13 protein-coding genes are annotated in these 15,417 nt (G+C 39.3%); 3 read left to right on the top strand and 10 right to left on the bottom strand.

Annotated elements, in window-relative coordinates:
• Positions 1-96 precede the first annotated feature (96 nt).
• Positions 97-972 (top strand): 23S rRNA pseudouridine(2604) synthase RluF, encoded by an 876-nt coding sequence (rluF, locus tag M997_RS00515; RefSeq protein WP_064718171.1) that lies wholly within the window; start codon positions 97-99, stop codon positions 970-972.
• An 82-nt stretch (positions 973-1,054) separates the two neighbouring features.
• Here rluF and M997_RS00510 read toward each other — a convergent pair whose 3' ends face one another.
• The 4 genes from M997_RS00510 to M997_RS00495 form a co-directional block, all read right to left on the bottom strand.
• On the bottom strand, positions 1,055-1,294 hold the full coding sequence (locus M997_RS00510) for a hypothetical protein (protein WP_064718170.1): 240 nt from the start codon (positions 1,292-1,294) through the stop codon (positions 1,055-1,057).
• Between the two features lie 89 nt (positions 1,295-1,383).
• Positions 1,384-3,054, bottom strand: coding sequence for a hypothetical protein (locus M997_RS00505; RefSeq protein WP_064718169.1), 1,671 nt, complete (start codon positions 3,052-3,054; stop codon positions 1,384-1,386).
• Positions 3,055-3,141: 87 nt separating this feature from the next.
• Positions 3,142-3,744: a hypothetical protein gene (locus tag M997_RS00500; RefSeq protein ID WP_064718168.1), complete on the bottom strand. Its 603-nt coding sequence runs from the start codon at positions 3,742-3,744 to the stop codon at positions 3,142-3,144.
• Positions 3,745-3,905: 161 nt separating this feature from the next.
• Positions 3,906-5,297: a uracil-xanthine permease family protein gene (locus tag M997_RS00495; RefSeq protein ID WP_064718167.1), complete on the bottom strand. Its 1,392-nt coding sequence runs from the start codon at positions 5,295-5,297 to the stop codon at positions 3,906-3,908.
• Positions 5,298-5,538: 241 nt separating this feature from the next.
• Here M997_RS00495 and gltS point away from each other — a divergent pair, with 241 nt between their 5' ends.
• Positions 5,539-6,753, top strand: coding sequence for a sodium/glutamate symporter (gltS, locus tag M997_RS00490; RefSeq protein WP_064718166.1), 1,215 nt, complete (start codon positions 5,539-5,541; stop codon positions 6,751-6,753).
• A gap of 244 nt (positions 6,754-6,997) precedes the next feature.
• Here gltS and recG read toward each other — a convergent pair whose 3' ends face one another.
• The 6 genes from recG to M997_RS00460 form a co-directional block, all read right to left on the bottom strand.
• On the bottom strand, positions 6,998-9,085 hold the full coding sequence (gene recG, locus M997_RS00485; protein WP_064718165.1) for an ATP-dependent DNA helicase RecG: 2,088 nt from the start codon (positions 9,083-9,085) through the stop codon (positions 6,998-7,000).
• Positions 9,086-9,092: 7 nt separating this feature from the next.
• On the bottom strand, positions 9,093-9,812 hold the full coding sequence (gene trmH / locus M997_RS00480; RefSeq protein ID WP_064718164.1) for a tRNA (guanosine(18)-2'-O)-methyltransferase TrmH: 720 nt from the start codon (positions 9,810-9,812) through the stop codon (positions 9,093-9,095).
• Positions 9,813-9,814: 2 nt separating this feature from the next.
• The gene (gene spoT / locus M997_RS00475) at positions 9,815-11,932 is read right to left on the bottom strand and encodes a bifunctional GTP diphosphokinase/guanosine-3',5'-bis pyrophosphate 3'-pyrophosphohydrolase (RefSeq protein ID WP_064718163.1); all 2,118 of its coding nucleotides are present in this window, start codon (positions 11,930-11,932) and stop codon (positions 9,815-9,817) included.
• Between the two features lie 28 nt (positions 11,933-11,960).
• Positions 11,961-12,236, bottom strand: a complete 276-nt coding sequence (gene rpoZ, locus M997_RS00470) for a DNA-directed RNA polymerase subunit omega (RefSeq protein WP_064718162.1) — start codon at positions 12,234-12,236, stop codon at positions 11,961-11,963.
• Positions 12,237-12,290: 54 nt separating this feature from the next.
• Positions 12,291-12,914 (bottom strand): guanylate kinase, encoded by a 624-nt coding sequence (gene gmk, locus M997_RS00465; protein ID WP_064718161.1) that lies wholly within the window; start codon positions 12,912-12,914, stop codon positions 12,291-12,293.
• A 304-nt stretch (positions 12,915-13,218) separates the two neighbouring features.
• The gene (locus tag M997_RS00460; protein ID WP_064718160.1) at positions 13,219-13,836 is read right to left on the bottom strand and encodes a trimeric intracellular cation channel family protein; all 618 of its coding nucleotides are present in this window, start codon (positions 13,834-13,836) and stop codon (positions 13,219-13,221) included.
• A gap of 136 nt (positions 13,837-13,972) precedes the next feature.
• Between M997_RS00460 and M997_RS00455 the strand changes: the two genes are divergently transcribed.
• Positions 13,973-15,259 carry a YidR family protein gene (locus M997_RS00455; RefSeq protein WP_064718159.1) on the top strand — a complete coding sequence of 429 codons (1,287 nt, stop codon included), beginning with the start codon at positions 13,973-13,975 and terminating at the stop codon, positions 15,257-15,259.
• The last annotated feature ends 158 nt before the right edge of the window (positions 15,260-15,417 follow it).

Raw genomic sequence — 15,417 nt, 5'->3', positions numbered from 1 at the left:
AAGTATGGATATAAAAAATCTATGCTTTAATGCTTATCTTATAGAGTTTCTATCGCTATCCAATTGATGTATATTTCGCAGTTTACGGAGGGAAGCATGGACACCAATTTATCTACTCGTCTTAATAAATATATCAGTGAAAGTGGGATTTGCTCTCGGCGCGAGGCTGATCGCTATATTGAGCAAGGGCTTGTTGTGATTAATGGCAAACGCGCCAGTATTGGCGATCAAGTTTTTGCTGGCGATGAAGTCAAAGTTAATGGTCGATTGATTGAGGCAGAGAATAACTCTGAATTAGTTTTAATCGCACTAAATAAGCCTGTTGGTATTGTGAGTACCACTGATGATGGCGAGAAAGATAATATTGTTGATTATGTAAACCACAGTACTCGAGTGTTTCCTATCGGTCGCTTAGATAAAGATTCTCAAGGTCTTATTTTTCTGACTAACCACGGAGATTTAGTAAATAAAATCTTACGTGCAGGGAATGATCACGAGAAAGAGTACCTTGTCACGGTTAATAAACCAATCACTGATGAGTTTATTCATGGAATGGCTGCCGGCGTTCCGATAATGGGGCAAAAAACCAAAAAGTGTAAAGTAAAAAAAGAAGCACCAATGGTGTTTCGTATTACTTTAGTACAAGGTTTAAATCGCCAAATTCGTCGGATGTGTGAATATTTTGGTTATGAGGTGACTAAACTAGAACGCATTCGAATTATGAATGTAAGTTTGTCTGGGTTGCCTGTTGGTGAATGGCGTGACTTAACGGATGATGAGTTAATTACGTTATTTGATGCTATTGAAAAATCGAGCTCTGAAGCGCCAAAAGCGAAACAAAATAAACCTAAAAAACAGCTCAGTAATGCTAAAGCATTAGGGATCCATATTCCTCAAACTAAAGTGAAAGAGACAGAAAATAATTCTCGTAAACGTTTTGTTCAGCCTGGCCGTAAAAAGAAAAAACGTTAGTTGCAGTCGCTCATTTTTTATTGAGAATAAAAAACACCTTATTAGGTGTTTTTTTGTTTGAGCGTCGTTATAAAAATATTAATTAGTCTAAATCAAGTTCATCAAGTTTCTTTTGGCGGCGTTCAAGTACAATAGCTGCAAGTTCTGCATCCATCACGCGGCTAATCAGAGAATCATAATCTTGTTTAGAAAGGCAATAAAACAGAGGGGTTTTATCCGTATCGCAAACTTCAACGGTGCTGTTTTCTTCAAGCGCAGTTAAAGGAGAGTGTTGGAACTTGGTCAAAGATATTTTTTGTGGGGAAAAATCGTCGTCAGACATGAAAACTCCGCAATAAGAAAACAGGGAAGATAATGCATTGTAACGCTTTTTATTAAGGGAGCAATCCGTGCTCCCCCTGAAAATAGAGATTATAAGTTATTAATTATTTCACCATTTTTCATGGTCGCATTGATGATTTGTTGCTCGTCTTTTTTACCCAGTAATGAGCCATTTAATGTAGGGGTAATCGTCTTAGCGCGTAAATCTCCGCTCAATTTTAATGTGAATTGGCCTTTTTCATTTAATGGTGCTGTTTTCCATCCCATTTCATTGGGGATAGATAAGGGTACGTTTAACCCATTCGCTATTAATGAAAAGGTTCTTTGGTTATTCGATTGTACTAATGCGGCTGACCCTCGAACTATACCTTCATCAATAAATGCGGAAAATTGTTCTGCGATTGCATTATCTTGCAAAGTAGCAATTTTTAAATCTGGGCGGCGCAACTCAATACGGTTTAGTGTTCCGCTATCCGCATTTAATATGGCAGAGCCCTGCCATAATCCCCATTCGCCTTCTTTTGCAACTGTTAGATTTTGCAGTTTTCCCGTTAATCCAGTGAATTGGAATGGAAAGCTTGGGCTAATATCAATGAGTATGGATTGATTAATAGAGAGCTGCTCAATATTGATATTTTGAATATCGCTATTGAGAGGAGATGCAAAAGTAGATAACCAATTTTCAGGCAGTGTATATAAAATACCCGAAAGTGTACCGTCTTGAATGGTTAAGGTTTTATTATTTTGATCCCAACTGCCTGCTAATTTAATCAATCCTTTTTCATAGCGTAGGCTTAATAAATCGAGATTAAGTCGATTATTTTGTTGGTTCATTTTAGTAATGACATCAGTAAAATGTTGATTGTCTATCACTACATCATTGGTGTTAAATTCACCCGAAGTAAAAGAAACCTTTTTATCAATATTTAATTGAGCAAATTTCCCATCAAACCCACTCACAGCCCACTGTTTACCTTCTGCTGTAAAATCGATGATATTTAATAGTCTTATATTAATCGGTGGGTATTGGTTAAATGAGTGGATTAACTCCTCTAAGGTTTGAGGTGACTGCCAACGTATGCCGTTTAAATATACTTCGTTTAATTTCCAGTGGTTATCTTGATATCGCCCCGTTAACGATAAGGTACCATTTAGTAATTTTGTACCTAATTTCTCAATGTTAATATCATTAGGTTTATATTCGCCTGAAATAATAAAATTACTGAAATTGTTATTATTTATGGTTCCTTCTGCTATTGAAAACTGAAAATGCCCAGAACCCAGTGTATCTGTTGATGTTGGTTTCCAAGGTGCTATTCCACCTGTTATTTTTTCAGCAGTAAAAGACAACTCTGATTTAACGCGACTTAATGCCATATTTTTAAATTGTAAAATATCAGCACTTAAAGGGATAGCGAGTGTTGTTTCAGCTAAAACAATATTGCCGTTTTCTAAGGTGATTTTTTGTAGATGAGAAGGTGTGGTAAAAAACTGCCAGTTAAATTTTATTTGCGCTGATTTTGCAGAAACTATGGTTTTATTTTGTTTAGGATTGATAGAGAAATCGTGTACAACGATCTGTTCTGGCTGAGTAAAATTATGCTCTACACCCGAAAAACGCACATCATAATCGCTATATTCGGTTAACCATTCGCTGGTTTTTTGCGCGCCCCATTGGGTTTGAATAAAGGCATAAATTATAATAATAAATAAAATGACGATAAGTATCAGAGATACCAAACTTTTTATCAGCCAGCGCATTGTATTTCTCCTGTTTACCACCCTCCAAAAGATTATACATTTATGCCTGAAAACTGAGCTATGCTCAAGTATTCACCGGATTAAAGCTTAATTATTTTTAACCTCCATAGCAATTGCTGCTATTTTTTTTTGTAATGAAATAAATTGCTCAGATCTTTTCTCTATGGTGTTGTCATCATCTTTTGCTTCTGGTGTCGGAGGTTTAATATTTATAAAATCGTCAGCTATCTCTTTCATTCCTTTTTTAGCAAGTTGAATATATTCCGTTTGGTCGAGTGAATTTTTATCTGCATTATTAATGTAGTTAATTAGTTGGGTAAGGAGTTCATTGGGCTCAGAATCACCTGAGTGATAAATATTATAGAGGTTAACTTGAATTTTGGATTGCGTTAGCAAATATGCAAAAGCGTAATTTACATAGTTCGCATTATCTTTTTTTGAATTATCGTTAAGATCCGTATTTTTAATAAAGGTAACAACATCTTTTACCATCATTGTTAAATTAAACTCTGCCACGGTCTTATTTTCTAAAGAGGTAAATTTGTGGTTAGAATTAAACAGGGCTAAAAACTCATCTTTTATGCGAATAAAAAATTTCCGTAAACTGGTAATTTCATATTGCGATGTTGATGAATGTGTTTTCAAAAAACGAAGTGATGGACTGTTTGAAATACCACTATGAATAGGCATATTTTTCTCGACTATGATATTGATAGCTAAGAAATAATAAATATAAAAAGGAAAATCTTTCAGAAAAAATACAAGTGCTTGAGATCTAAAAACGTAGTTCCTATTTATTATAAAGAAACTACGTTTTGTATTTAGATCAAATATAATTGGTATCAATAAGATTATTTTTCTTGTGGAAAAATCAGGTTAAGAATAATTGCAGTTAATCCCCCAGCTGCAATACCCGATGATAATAAAGTTTTTAACCAATCAGGTGCAAATTGCAATATTTGAGGTTGTTGTGAAACCCCTAAGCCTATCGCTAATGAAATAGCGAGGATCATGACAGCTCGGCGATTTAGCGCCTCTTTAGAGACAATTCGTACACCGGATGCGGCGATAGTACCAAACATCACCAGTGTTGCACCACCTAATACGGGTTCTGGAATTTTCTGCACAAATTCTGCAACTGAAGGAAATAGGCCAAGAAGGATAAGTAGTGCTGCAACAAAATAACCCACATAACGGCTGGCGACACCGGTTAATTGAATCACACCATTGTTTTGACCAAAACACGAATTTGGAAAGGTATTGAAAAAAGCCGATACCATAGAATTTATACCATTGGCTAACACACCACCTTTAATTCGTTTCATATATACAGGGCCACTAACAGGTTGCTCTGATACATCTGAGGTCGCGGTAATATCGCCGATGGTTTCAAGGGATGTGATCATAAAGACTAGCATCAGTGGAACCAGCAAATGCCAATCAAATGATAATCCATAATAAAATGGCTCAGGAATGGTAATAAATGGTGTTTCTTGATGCTCTGGCGGTGTCGGCAGCATATCTAATACCCATGCAAGAAGGTAACCTACAGCCATTGCGATAACTAACGACGCGACGCGTAAATAAGGATTTTTTTGACGGTTAAGAAGAATAATGACAGCAAGTACGGAACCGGCCAGTAATAAATTTTCTGGTGAACCAAAGGTATTATTTTCAATAGCCGCATAACCTCCACCAATGGATGTTAAACCGACTTGAATTAAAGAAAGTCCGATAATCATCACTACAATGCCAGAAACTAAAGGGGTGATAATCCGTCTTGCTAGATGCAGTACACGAGAAAGAACTATTTCGGTCAGCGATGCTACCATTAAGGTACCAAAGAGTGCGGCCATCATCGTTGGGGTATCAGCACCCCCATTTTTCAGCGCTAACCCACCCATAATTAAGGGGGCGACAAAATTAAAACTCGTACCTTGAATAGAAAGTAAGCCTGAGCCCACCGGCCCCCAAGCACGAATTTGGATCAGTGACGCAATACCTGATGCAAATAACGACATACTGATAATGCGCTGAGTATCGTGAGCCGGCAGCCCTAAAGCTTGGCAAATTAAAATTGCAGGTGTAATAACAGCGACAAACATCGCTAATAAATGTTGCCCTGCGGCAAAAAGAGTTTGGGGTAATGGCGGCTTTTCTTCAAGAGCAAAAAGGAGCTCGCTATTTGCTTTACTGGCAAGATCACTACTTTGTGGCAATTTTTGATTTTCTGAAGTAACCATGATGTGAATTTCTTATCCGACAAAAAACGTATTTTAATGATCTCCGCCACAAAAGCAATCGTTTGCGCAAGATTAATGTTATTAAAATGCATAAGAGAGGCTCACATTTTTATATGTTTTAACTTGTGTTTGTCGCGGATTTTTTTTCTAATCGGGGTTACCTGCTTTTGGCGTTGTTTATGGATGAACGTAGCGTCGTAGTATTTTTATATAAAATTAACAAATAAGACGGGGTACATAAATGTATCATCTCGATGTTTATGGCACGCTAGTCGCGGCCACTTTGGTTCTATTGCTCGGACGTAAGTTAGTGAAATCTGTTCCTTTTTTAGAACGATATACGATCCCAGAACCCGTTGCAGGTGGATTACTTGTTGCAGTTCTTTTATTAGCTTTTAAATCATTGATGGATTGGGAGGTCAGTTTTGATCTCTCATTAAAAGATCCATTAATGCTCGCTTTTTTTGCAACCATTGGTTTGAACGCAAACCTTTCAAGCTTAAAAGCGGGAGGAAAAGCACTTTTTGTTTTTGTTTTTGTTGTTGTTGGGTTACTGCTTGTCCAAAACACGGTGGGTATTGCACTGGCAAAAATGTTAGGTCTTGATCCTTTAATGGGATTACTTGCTGGTTCGATAACGTTATCTGGTGGGCACGGTACAGGTGCTGCTTGGGGTAAAACCTTTGTTGAAAGCTATGGTTTTAAGAGTGCTTCAGAAGTCGCAATGGCGTGTGCAACATTTGGATTGGTTTTAGGGGGACTCATAGGTGGCCCTGTTGCTCGTTATCTTATCCGCAATATTCCTACTCCAGGATTGGGTGCTGATGATCACGAAATGCCAACAGCATTTGAAAAGCCAACAACAGGTAGAATGATAACCTCAATGGTATTGCTAGAAACCATTGCGATGATTGCTATCTGTTTAATGGCGGGAACCTTCTTATCGCAATTACTTGAAGGCACCGCATTCTCACTACCCACGTTTGTCTGTGTTCTTTTTATTGGTGTGATTTTAAGTAACAGTTTATCAATGCTTGGTTTTTATCGTGTATTTGATAGGGCGGTTTCTGTTTTAGGTAACGTTAGTTTATCGCTCTTTTTAGCGATGGCATTAATGAGCTTAAAACTATGGGAGCTGGCATCCTTGGCACTACCTATGATTGTGATCTTAGGTGTGCAGGCGGGTGTGATGGCTCTATACGCTATTTTTGTCACCTTCCGTGTTATGGGTAAAAACTACGATGCTGCCATTTTAGCTGCGGGTCACTGTGGTTTTGGCTTAGGTGCAACACCAACCGCTATCGCTAATATGCAAGCGGTCACAGATCGTTTTGGACCTTCACATCTCGCGTTCTTAGTGGTTCCAATGGTTGGAGCATTCTTTATTGATATAGTGAATGCGATAGTGATAAAGCTTTATTTACTTTTACCATTCTTCCCTACTATTGCTGGGTAAGTTATTTCGTTATAAATTCTTTGTAAATTGATCAATGCCACAGATTATTCTGTGGCATTTTCTGTTGTAATATTCTGTGTTTTATAGATAAAGATACTAATATCTCATGTTATTTATCATATTGAGATATTGAGAGATAATTTCAGAAATATTGCCTTGATATATAAGCAAGATGAGCTGACATAGGATAAATAATCGCTGTTAGCGCCTTAAAGCAATGCTACAGCGATTAATTATGAATAACCTAAGCTTGGCTATACTGTGTCTTTGCAGGTAGCCAGCGTTCGATGAGGGCTTGCGAGTGCTTAGGATAATGTTGATGTAAATAACGCGCAATTCGTTGTACTTCAGGAATTAGTCCTTGGTCGCGTAATAGGTCGGCGACTTTAAATTCGGCATTTCCGGTTTGTCTTGTTCCTAATAGCTCCCCTGGCCCACGAATTTCAAGATCTTTTTGCGCGATAACAAAGCCATCGTTACTATCTCTTAAAACCTGTAAACGCAATCGCGCTGTCTGTGTTAATGGTGTTTTATAGAGCAGCACGCAATGTGATGCGATAGCTCCTCGACCCACTCGACCGCGTAATTGGTGTAATTGCGCTAATCCTAATCGCTCAGGATTATCTATAATCATTAAGCTGGCATTAGGCACATCTACCCCAACTTCAATAACAGTTGTTGCCACTAACAGTTGTAACTCATTTTCTTTAAATGCAGCCATCACGGCTTGTTTTTCAACGGGTTTCATTCGGCCATGAACTAAGCCTATTTTAATCTCAGGCAGTGCTAGCGTAAGCTCTTCATAGATAACTTGTGCCGCTTGGGCTTCTAAAACCTCTGAATCTTCGATTAAGGTACATACCCAATAGGCTTGGCGTTTTTCTTCTGTACAAGCAAGTCGAATTCGTTCGATGATTTCATCTCGTCGTGTATCTGGAATAGCTACAGTGGTAACGGGTGTTCTACCTGGTGGTAGTTCGTCAATAATAGACGTATCCATATCCGCATAAGCGGTCATCGCTAATGTGCGTGGAATGGGGGTTGCGGTCATGACTAATTGATGAGGATGAAAACCTTGTTCTTCCCCTTTTTTCCATAAAGCAAGACGTTGGTGTACGCCAAAACGATGTTGCTCATCAATAATAACGAGTGCTAGAGAATGGAATTTTACCTGTTCTTGGAAAATCGCATGTGTACCAATAATGATAGAGACTTCACCATTGGCGATAGCATTTTGTTGCGCTTCTCTGGCTTTGCCTTTTTGCTTACCCGCCAACCAACCAACTTGAATACCAAAAGGTTCAAACCATTTTCTAAAAGTTAAAGCATGTTGTTCAGCGAGCAATTCTGTGGGCGCCATTAACGCCACTTGTTTACCGTTGGCAATTGCACGTAATGCGCTTAATGCAGCAACTAATGTTTTTCCTGATCCTACATCGCCTTGGATTAATCGCATCATCGGGTAGTTTTTTTCTAAATCCACTTCAATTTCATGTACAACTCGTTGTTGTGCATGAGTTGGTGTGAATGGTAATGAAGCGAGAAATTGTTGTCTCAATGTGGATGATTCTGGCATAAATAACGGCTCAGCGCGGTAAGACTGCGCTCCTGCGCGTGCATTTAACATTCCTAAATTATGAGCAAGCAGTTCTTCAATGATGAGACGTTTTTGAGCAGGATGCTGTCCTTTTTCGAGTTCAGCAAATTCAATATCAGGAGGCGGGGTGTGTAACGTTCGTAATGCGTCCGCTAATGGTGGTAAACCATGAATAAATTGCTCAGGAAGTAATTCGTTAATAGCACAAGTATCAAGTAATTCAAGCGCTTGATCAATTAACTTGCGTAATGACGTTTGTCGCAGACCTTCAGTAGTTGAATAAATTGGTGTGAGTGTTTCTTGTAATTCAACATCAGTGCCAGCAACTTTGATTTTGTATTCAGGATGAATAATTTCAGGGCCGCGACTTCCGCGTTTGACTTCACCATACGCAGTGACTTGTTTACCTTGAGCAAGGTTATTTTTCATCGCAGCAGTAAAATTAAAGAATCGCAAGGTGAGAATACCAGAGCCATCCGAAATTTGGCATGTCATCATTTTGCGACGGCCAAAACTGACTTCTGTACGTAATATTTCACCTGAAACAGTTGCAGGAATACCCGCAAGTAAGTCGCTTATTGCGTAAAGATGAGTTTGATCTTCATAACGTAAAGGAAGGTGAAGAAGTAAATCTTCAATAGTCACTAACCCTATTTTTGCCAGTTTATCTGCCTGACTTGCACCTACGCCGTGAAGAGTGGTTAAGGGGATTGCATCAAGCAGTTTTCCTTTCATGGGAAAGTCACTCCGTCTTTTTTAATTTCCTAAGTTGTTTCTGCGTCATTTGCATCTGTGCCCACCATGAGTCGGGTGCTTCAATTTCACCGCAATCATTAATATAAGGGCGAGTTAATCCTTTACGACGAGAAACTTCAGCTAATACCGGATAGCCGCCTTCAAACAACAAAATTTGCTGTTCTTCTGCTGTTAGGGTGCTTTCTGTCCGATTATACATACCCGCAGCCTGACGTTGGCGTTGTGCCTCATATAAAATCAGGGCGCTAGCAACAGAAACATTGAGCGATTGTACCATCCCCATCATGGGAACGATAATATCTTGATCGGCAAGTGCAATGGCATCTTGTGAAATACCCGTTTTCTCTTGTCCCATAATAATACAGGTAGGGCGGGTGTAATCAATGTCACGAAAATCAATCGCTTTATCAGAAAGATGCGTAGCAAGAATTTGCATTCCGTTATTGCGAAATGAAGACACTGCATCAGTAATCGTCGGGTGTGTTTCAACATTCACCCAGCTATTACTACCCGCTGCGGGTGATACCAACATACGCATTTTTTCTTCAGGCCAAATAGCATGAATTTTAGGAATACCAACAGCATCAGCAGTTCTGATTACGGCCGCAACATTATGGGATTTATGCACTTCTTCAAGGCAAACAGTGAGGTCAGGTTGCCGCATCGCCATCATTTGGCAGATGCGGGCATATCGAATTGGATTCATTATTAATTTTTATTGCGGCTAACGCGTAATACGTCAGGCATGATACGCAGCTTACGCATGATATTGGCGAGTTGGATACGGTCTTTTGCGGTTAATCGTATAAATGCGCAATAAACTCGGCCATCTTTCTCTTCTGTATTCATGCTTTGAATACTTGAGTTTGCATCATTAATAGCAGCAGTTAAATTCGCTAAAGCACCTTGGTGGTTTATCATATCGACTTTAATTTCAGTAATAAAATCGCTATCAATATCTTTATCCCACTCAACAGGCATAAATTTTTCAGGTTCTTTTTGGTAGCCACGAATATTACGACAAGATTCATGGTGAATAACTAAACCTTTACCAGGGCTAATATGAGCAACAATGGGGTCACCCGGAATAGGGCGACAACATTTCGCAAACGAGATAAGTACGCCATCAGCACCTTTAATCGGTAATTTCGGTGTTTCGCCATTGGTTGTTGTGGCTTCATCTTGATGTTGTAAATCTAAGAGTAAGTTACGCGCCACTACGACACTCATTGCGTTACCTAAACCAATTTCAGCCATCAAATCATCGACTGAATGTAGCTTCATTCGCTTCAATTCGCGTTCAATATTTTCAGCTGAAATATCGGCTAATTTACTATTGCCTAAAGCATGATTTAGTAAACGACGGCCAAGGTTGATGGAGTCTTCGCGTTTTAGATTTTTTAGCAGTTGCCTAATTTTAGATCGTGCTCTGGAGCTGACGACAAAATTTAGCCACGCTGCATTTGGTCTCGCACCTGGGGCGGTAATAATTTCAACTGTCTGACCCGTACGCAATGATTGAGAAAGCGGATAAGGTTGTCTATCAACCCTAGCACCAACACAAGCATGACCAATATCAGTGTGTACAGCATAAGCGAAATCGACAGGAGTTGCGCCTGTTGGTAACTCAACAATGCGGCCTTCTGGGGTAAAAACGTAAATTTCATCAGGAAAGAGATCTGATTTTACGTTTTCAATAAATTCAAAAGAACTACCTGCACTTTGTTGTAATTCAAGTAGACTTTGCATCCAACGTTGGGCTCTAACTTGTGCGGTAGTACCAGGTTGCTCACCTTGCTCTTTATAAGCCCAATGTGCCGCAACACCCATTTCAGTCATTTGATCCATATCTTCAGTACGGATTTGCACTTCAACAGGGACACCATGAGGGCCAATTAATGAAGTATGCAGGGATTGATAGCCATTGGCTTTAGGAATTGCAATGTAATCTTTGACTCGACCTGGACGGGGTTTATAAAGACTGTGCATCTGACCTAAGACGCGATAACAGGTATCCACTTCTTTCACGATAACGCGAAAAGCATAAATATCCATTATCGAGTGAAAACGTTGCTCTTTAAGTAACATTTTCCGGTAGATAGAGTAGAGGTGTTTTTCGCGACCGTTAACTTTACACTCAATATGTGCTTCGGTTAAACGCCCGTCTATCTCAGAGAGGATTTTATTAATCATCTCTTTACGGTTACCACGAGCAGCCTTAACGACTTCTTTGATAACTCGGTAGCGATTAGGGTGGAGTGCCTCGAAACCCAGCTCTTCAAGTTCGGTTTTGATATGATGTATACCTAAACGGTGAGCAAGAGGACTGTAGATTTCGAGTGTCTCACGCGCAATACGGCGACGTTTATCTGGGCGTAATGAGCCCAGTGTGCGCATATTGTGAGTGCGGTCTGCCAGCTTGATCAAAATGACGCGGATATCTTTTACCATCGCCATGATCATTTTTCGGAAGTTTTCTGCCTGAGCTTCTTTTTTGTCTCTAAATTTGAGTTTATCAAGCTTAGAAACGCCTTCAACAAGACCCGCAACCGTATTACCAAAAAGGTTTTCGATATCTTGGAACGTCGCAGGTGTGTCTTCGATAACATCATGCAGTAATGCGGCCATCAAGGTTTGATGGTCTAATCGCATATCGGCAAGAATACAAGCCACAGCAACGGGGTGAGTGATATAAGGCTCACCACTTGAGCGAGCTTGTCCCTCGTGGGCATCTCTGGCGACGATAAAGGCTTTTTTTAGTTGTTCTACTTGCTCATCAGGCAAATATTTTTGAACAATTTGATTCAGGCTTTCAAACAGGTACAAGGCAGACCTACCCCTATTTTATAAACGACTAACGACGACCTTCTGCTATCGCTGAAACAGCTTGTAATTCAGCTGCTTCTTGTTCTTGTTGCTCTTGGCGTTCACGAGCATCAAGAATTTTGCCGTTGATCAGGCCTTCTTCAATTTCACGTAGCGCGACAACAGTCATTTTATCATTCTCTTCTGGAACTAAAGGATCTTTAGCGCCAATTTGTAACTGACGCGCACGACGTGCAGCGACCAGAACGAGGTCAAAACGGTTACCAATTTTTTCTACAGCGTCTTGAACGGTTACGCGTGCCATATTTGTGTTACTCCACCATTAACGAAATGACTGGGCATAATACTGAAACTTATCTCAGTCTGCCAATAATTTGCTGATTAAATCACCATGTCGTAGCGTTTGACGATCACGGCGTAATTTTTCAGAGCGAATAATTGATTGTAAATCAGCAAGCGCAGTATTGAAATCATCATTGATGAGCAAATAATCATACTCATTAAAATGATCCATTTCAGATACAGCTTGCGACATGCGTTTTGCAATAACTTCTTCGCTATCTTGTCCACGTCCACGAAGTCTACGATAAAGCTCTTCTTTTGAAGGTGGCAGAATAAAAATACTGCGGGCTTCTGGCATTTTATTGCGAACTTGCTGAGCCCCCTGCCAATCGATATCAAGAAAAACATCAACACCACTGGCTAATATCTCATTGATAACTTTACCCGAAGTACCGTAATAGTTACCAAACACACAAGCATGTTCGAGGAAATCACCGCTTTCGATCATGCTTTTAAATTCGGCTTCAGTGACAAAGAAATAATGTTCACCATGGTTCTCTCCCGGTCGCATTGGACGCGTTGTATGAGAGACAGAAACCTGAGTGTCATATAAAGGCTGTGTTTTTAACAGTGCCTGAATAAGACTTGATTTACCCGCACCGCTTGGGGCGGAAACAATATAAAGTGTTCCTTGGATCATGATGACTTTCTGAATTTGACTGGAGAATTAAGTATAAATACATGTTTAGGGTGCAAGTCCCTAGCATATTATACACGTACAACGGATCACATACAGTGTCCATGCTGAATACCGGACTATTTTTTTCTTATAGCATTATTCTTATGCCAATTTAAACAAGAGAAAAATTAAACTATCTCAATATTAACATACAATTAAAGGCGAAGTGATAGGAATCACCTTTTATCATAATAGGTGGGATAAGTTATATTTTGAGATACACCACAGAATCTACAATAACTACTGTTGTTAAAACAGCGATTAGTTAATCTTGATTCTCATAATTAAATACAGGTAATCCCAGTTTATAACGAATAGCAAGTAAGCGAGCAGTTAGCCCAGCGACAAGTGTAATAATAATAATAACGTCTTTAGGAAGGGGCGTGTAGAACTGAAGTCCCATATAAAGCCACGCTGCGCCAAAGGCAATACCGGCATAAATTTCTTTTTGGAAAACGAGTGGAATAGTATTACAGAGCATATCTCTTAAAACACCACCAAAAGCACCTGTAATAACAGCAGCAATGGCAGCAATAATAGGGCCATATTCCATATCAAGAGCGATTTGTGCACCAATGATAGAGAAAACCATAAGGCCAATGGCATCTAAGATGAGGAATAACCGCTGTAGATGTTTCATCATGGGGGCTACCCACATGGTAATAACAGCAGCACATGCAACAGTGACGATATATTCAGGATGTTTTACCCAACCTAAGGGGTAGTGTCCGAGCAAAATATCTCTTACAGAGCCACCGCCAATTGCGGTTGCTGATGCAATAATGATAACGCCAAAGACATCCATTTTACGACGACCAGCTGCAAGCGCGCCAGTCATGGCTTCTGCGGTAATACCGATAATATAGAGAACACTAAGTAACATGATTTTTTAATTTTCTGACTATTTAGTGAGGATAGAGTAATCACCTTGCGAAAAAGTCTCGACTGAGTTTTTTTAGTGCCAGGTAAAATCAATTAGTTTTTATAATGTGGAAATTTATTTCCCGATAAGGATAAATATGTCTTTTCAGGAACACCAGATTACGTTTGATAGCCGTCATCATCAGTTAACTAATATAAATGTTTGGACACCAGATAGCCAGTGGTTAGTTTATGATGTGCGTCCTAATGGGGGAACTTTTACGGGTCTAACCATAGAAAAAATTCATGCGAAAACAAAACAGCAACAGATCATTTACACGGCTAAAGAGGGGGCTCATGCCGGCGTTGTCACTGTAAGCCCAACAGAACCAGTACGTTATGCTTTTATTCACGGGCCAGAAAATCCAGATGATGAATGGCATTATGATTTTCATCATCGTCGAGGTGTGATTGTTGATGAATCAAAAAATAATCGTGCTGCTAATATTGATGCATGTTCCCTTACATCGCCATATCAAGCCGGTGCATTACGTGGTGGCACGCATGTCCATGTATTTAGCCCAGATGGTACGCGCCTTAGTTTTACTTATAACGATCATATTATGCATCAGTTGGGTAGCGGGTATGATCAACGTAATGTGGCAGTAGCGGTACCTTTAAAAGCAGTCAATGTTTCAAAAACACATCCTCGTGAATATGATGGAGAATATTTTTGTACTGTTATTAGCCAAACAGTGACTCAGCCACAAAAAGGCAGTGATGAAATCAACAAAGCTTATGAAGAGTGTTGGATTGGAACTCACGGCTATATAAAACAGGATGGTTCACAACAACGCTGGGCTATTGCTTTTATTGGCGATACGGTGAGTGAACAGGGTGAAAAAATACCTGAAATTTTTATAGTTGATTTACCTGAAGATAATGCGGATTTTAATATTGAGGGCGATAAGCCTTTGGCAGGAACCGATTTTGCATTACCCGCACCCGCAAAAGGGATCCATCAAGTTAGACTGACTTATACTGCTGATAGAAAATATCCTGGTGTATTAAATCAGCCTCGTCATTGGTTAAGAAGTTCACCACAAGATGGTGCAATTGCCTTTTTAATGAAAGATGATAACGGTGTTGTGCAGTTATATACCGTTTCGCCAAGCACTAAAGAAATAACACAAATCACGTCTCAAGTATGGGATATTCAATCTGCATTTACATGGAATAATAATGGGCAATATCTGACCTTTATTTGCGATAACAGTGTGATGTTATGTAATGTAAAAACAGGTGAGTTAACTCGATTAACCGAAAAAACGGCACAAGCACCAAGTAGCGATGCTGTCGTATTTTCTCCAGATAATAAATATATTGCTTTTATGCGTGATATTGACGGATATCGTCAATTATTTACGGTAGAAACGGGGTTGTAGTTTTTATTACTCTACTCGAAAAACAGAGTCTATATAACATAGGCTCTGTTAATAAATTAAAAGTGTTTTTTTGAGTGCAAATAAAAATTTTTATATAAATCTCATTTGAAATAAATAAAAAAACCGGCATTGCTTTTACAATGCCGGTTTACGCTTAA

The organism is Proteus hauseri ATCC 700826, from assembly GCF_001654965.1.
Classification (GTDB): Bacteria; Pseudomonadota; Gammaproteobacteria; order Enterobacterales; family Enterobacteriaceae; genus Proteus; species Proteus hauseri.
The sequence above is the reverse complement of the archived record's forward strand: the minus strand, read 5'-3'. Positions and strand labels throughout refer to the sequence as shown.

Excerpts from the sequence above, each read along its gene's own strand:
- M997_RS00505 (WP_064718169.1), bottom strand. The coding sequence starts at position 3,054 with ATGCGCTGGCTGATAAAAAGTTTGGTATCTCTGATACTTATCGTCATT.
- rpoZ (WP_064718162.1), bottom strand. The coding sequence starts at position 12,236 with ATGGCACGCGTAACCGTTCAAGACGCTGTAGAAAAAATTGGTAACCGT.
- gmk (WP_064718161.1), bottom strand. The coding sequence starts at position 12,914 with ATGATCCAAGGAACACTTTATATTGTTTCCGCCCCAAGCGGTGCGGGT.
- M997_RS00455 (WP_064718159.1), top strand. The coding sequence starts at position 13,973 with ATGTCTTTTCAGGAACACCAGATTACGTTTGATAGCCGTCATCATCAG.
- rluF (WP_064718171.1), top strand. The coding sequence starts at position 97 with ATGGACACCAATTTATCTACTCGTCTTAATAAATATATCAGTGAAAGT.
- M997_RS00500 (WP_064718168.1), bottom strand. The coding sequence starts at position 3,744 with ATGCCTATTCATAGTGGTATTTCAAACAGTCCATCACTTCGTTTTTTG.
- recG (WP_064718165.1), bottom strand. The coding sequence starts at position 9,085 with ATGAAAGGAAAACTGCTTGATGCAATCCCCTTAACCACTCTTCACGGC.
- gltS (WP_064718166.1), top strand. The coding sequence starts at position 5,539 with ATGTATCATCTCGATGTTTATGGCACGCTAGTCGCGGCCACTTTGGTT.
- M997_RS00495 (WP_064718167.1), bottom strand. The coding sequence starts at position 5,297 with ATGGTTACTTCAGAAAATCAAAAATTGCCACAAAGTAGTGATCTTGCC.
- M997_RS00510 (WP_064718170.1), bottom strand. The coding sequence starts at position 1,294 with ATGTCTGACGACGATTTTTCCCCACAAAAAATATCTTTGACCAAGTTC.
- M997_RS00460 (WP_064718160.1), bottom strand. The coding sequence starts at position 13,836 with ATGTTACTTAGTGTTCTCTATATTATCGGTATTACCGCAGAAGCCATG.
- trmH (WP_064718164.1), bottom strand. The coding sequence starts at position 9,812 with ATGAATCCAATTCGATATGCCCGCATCTGCCAAATGATGGCGATGCGG.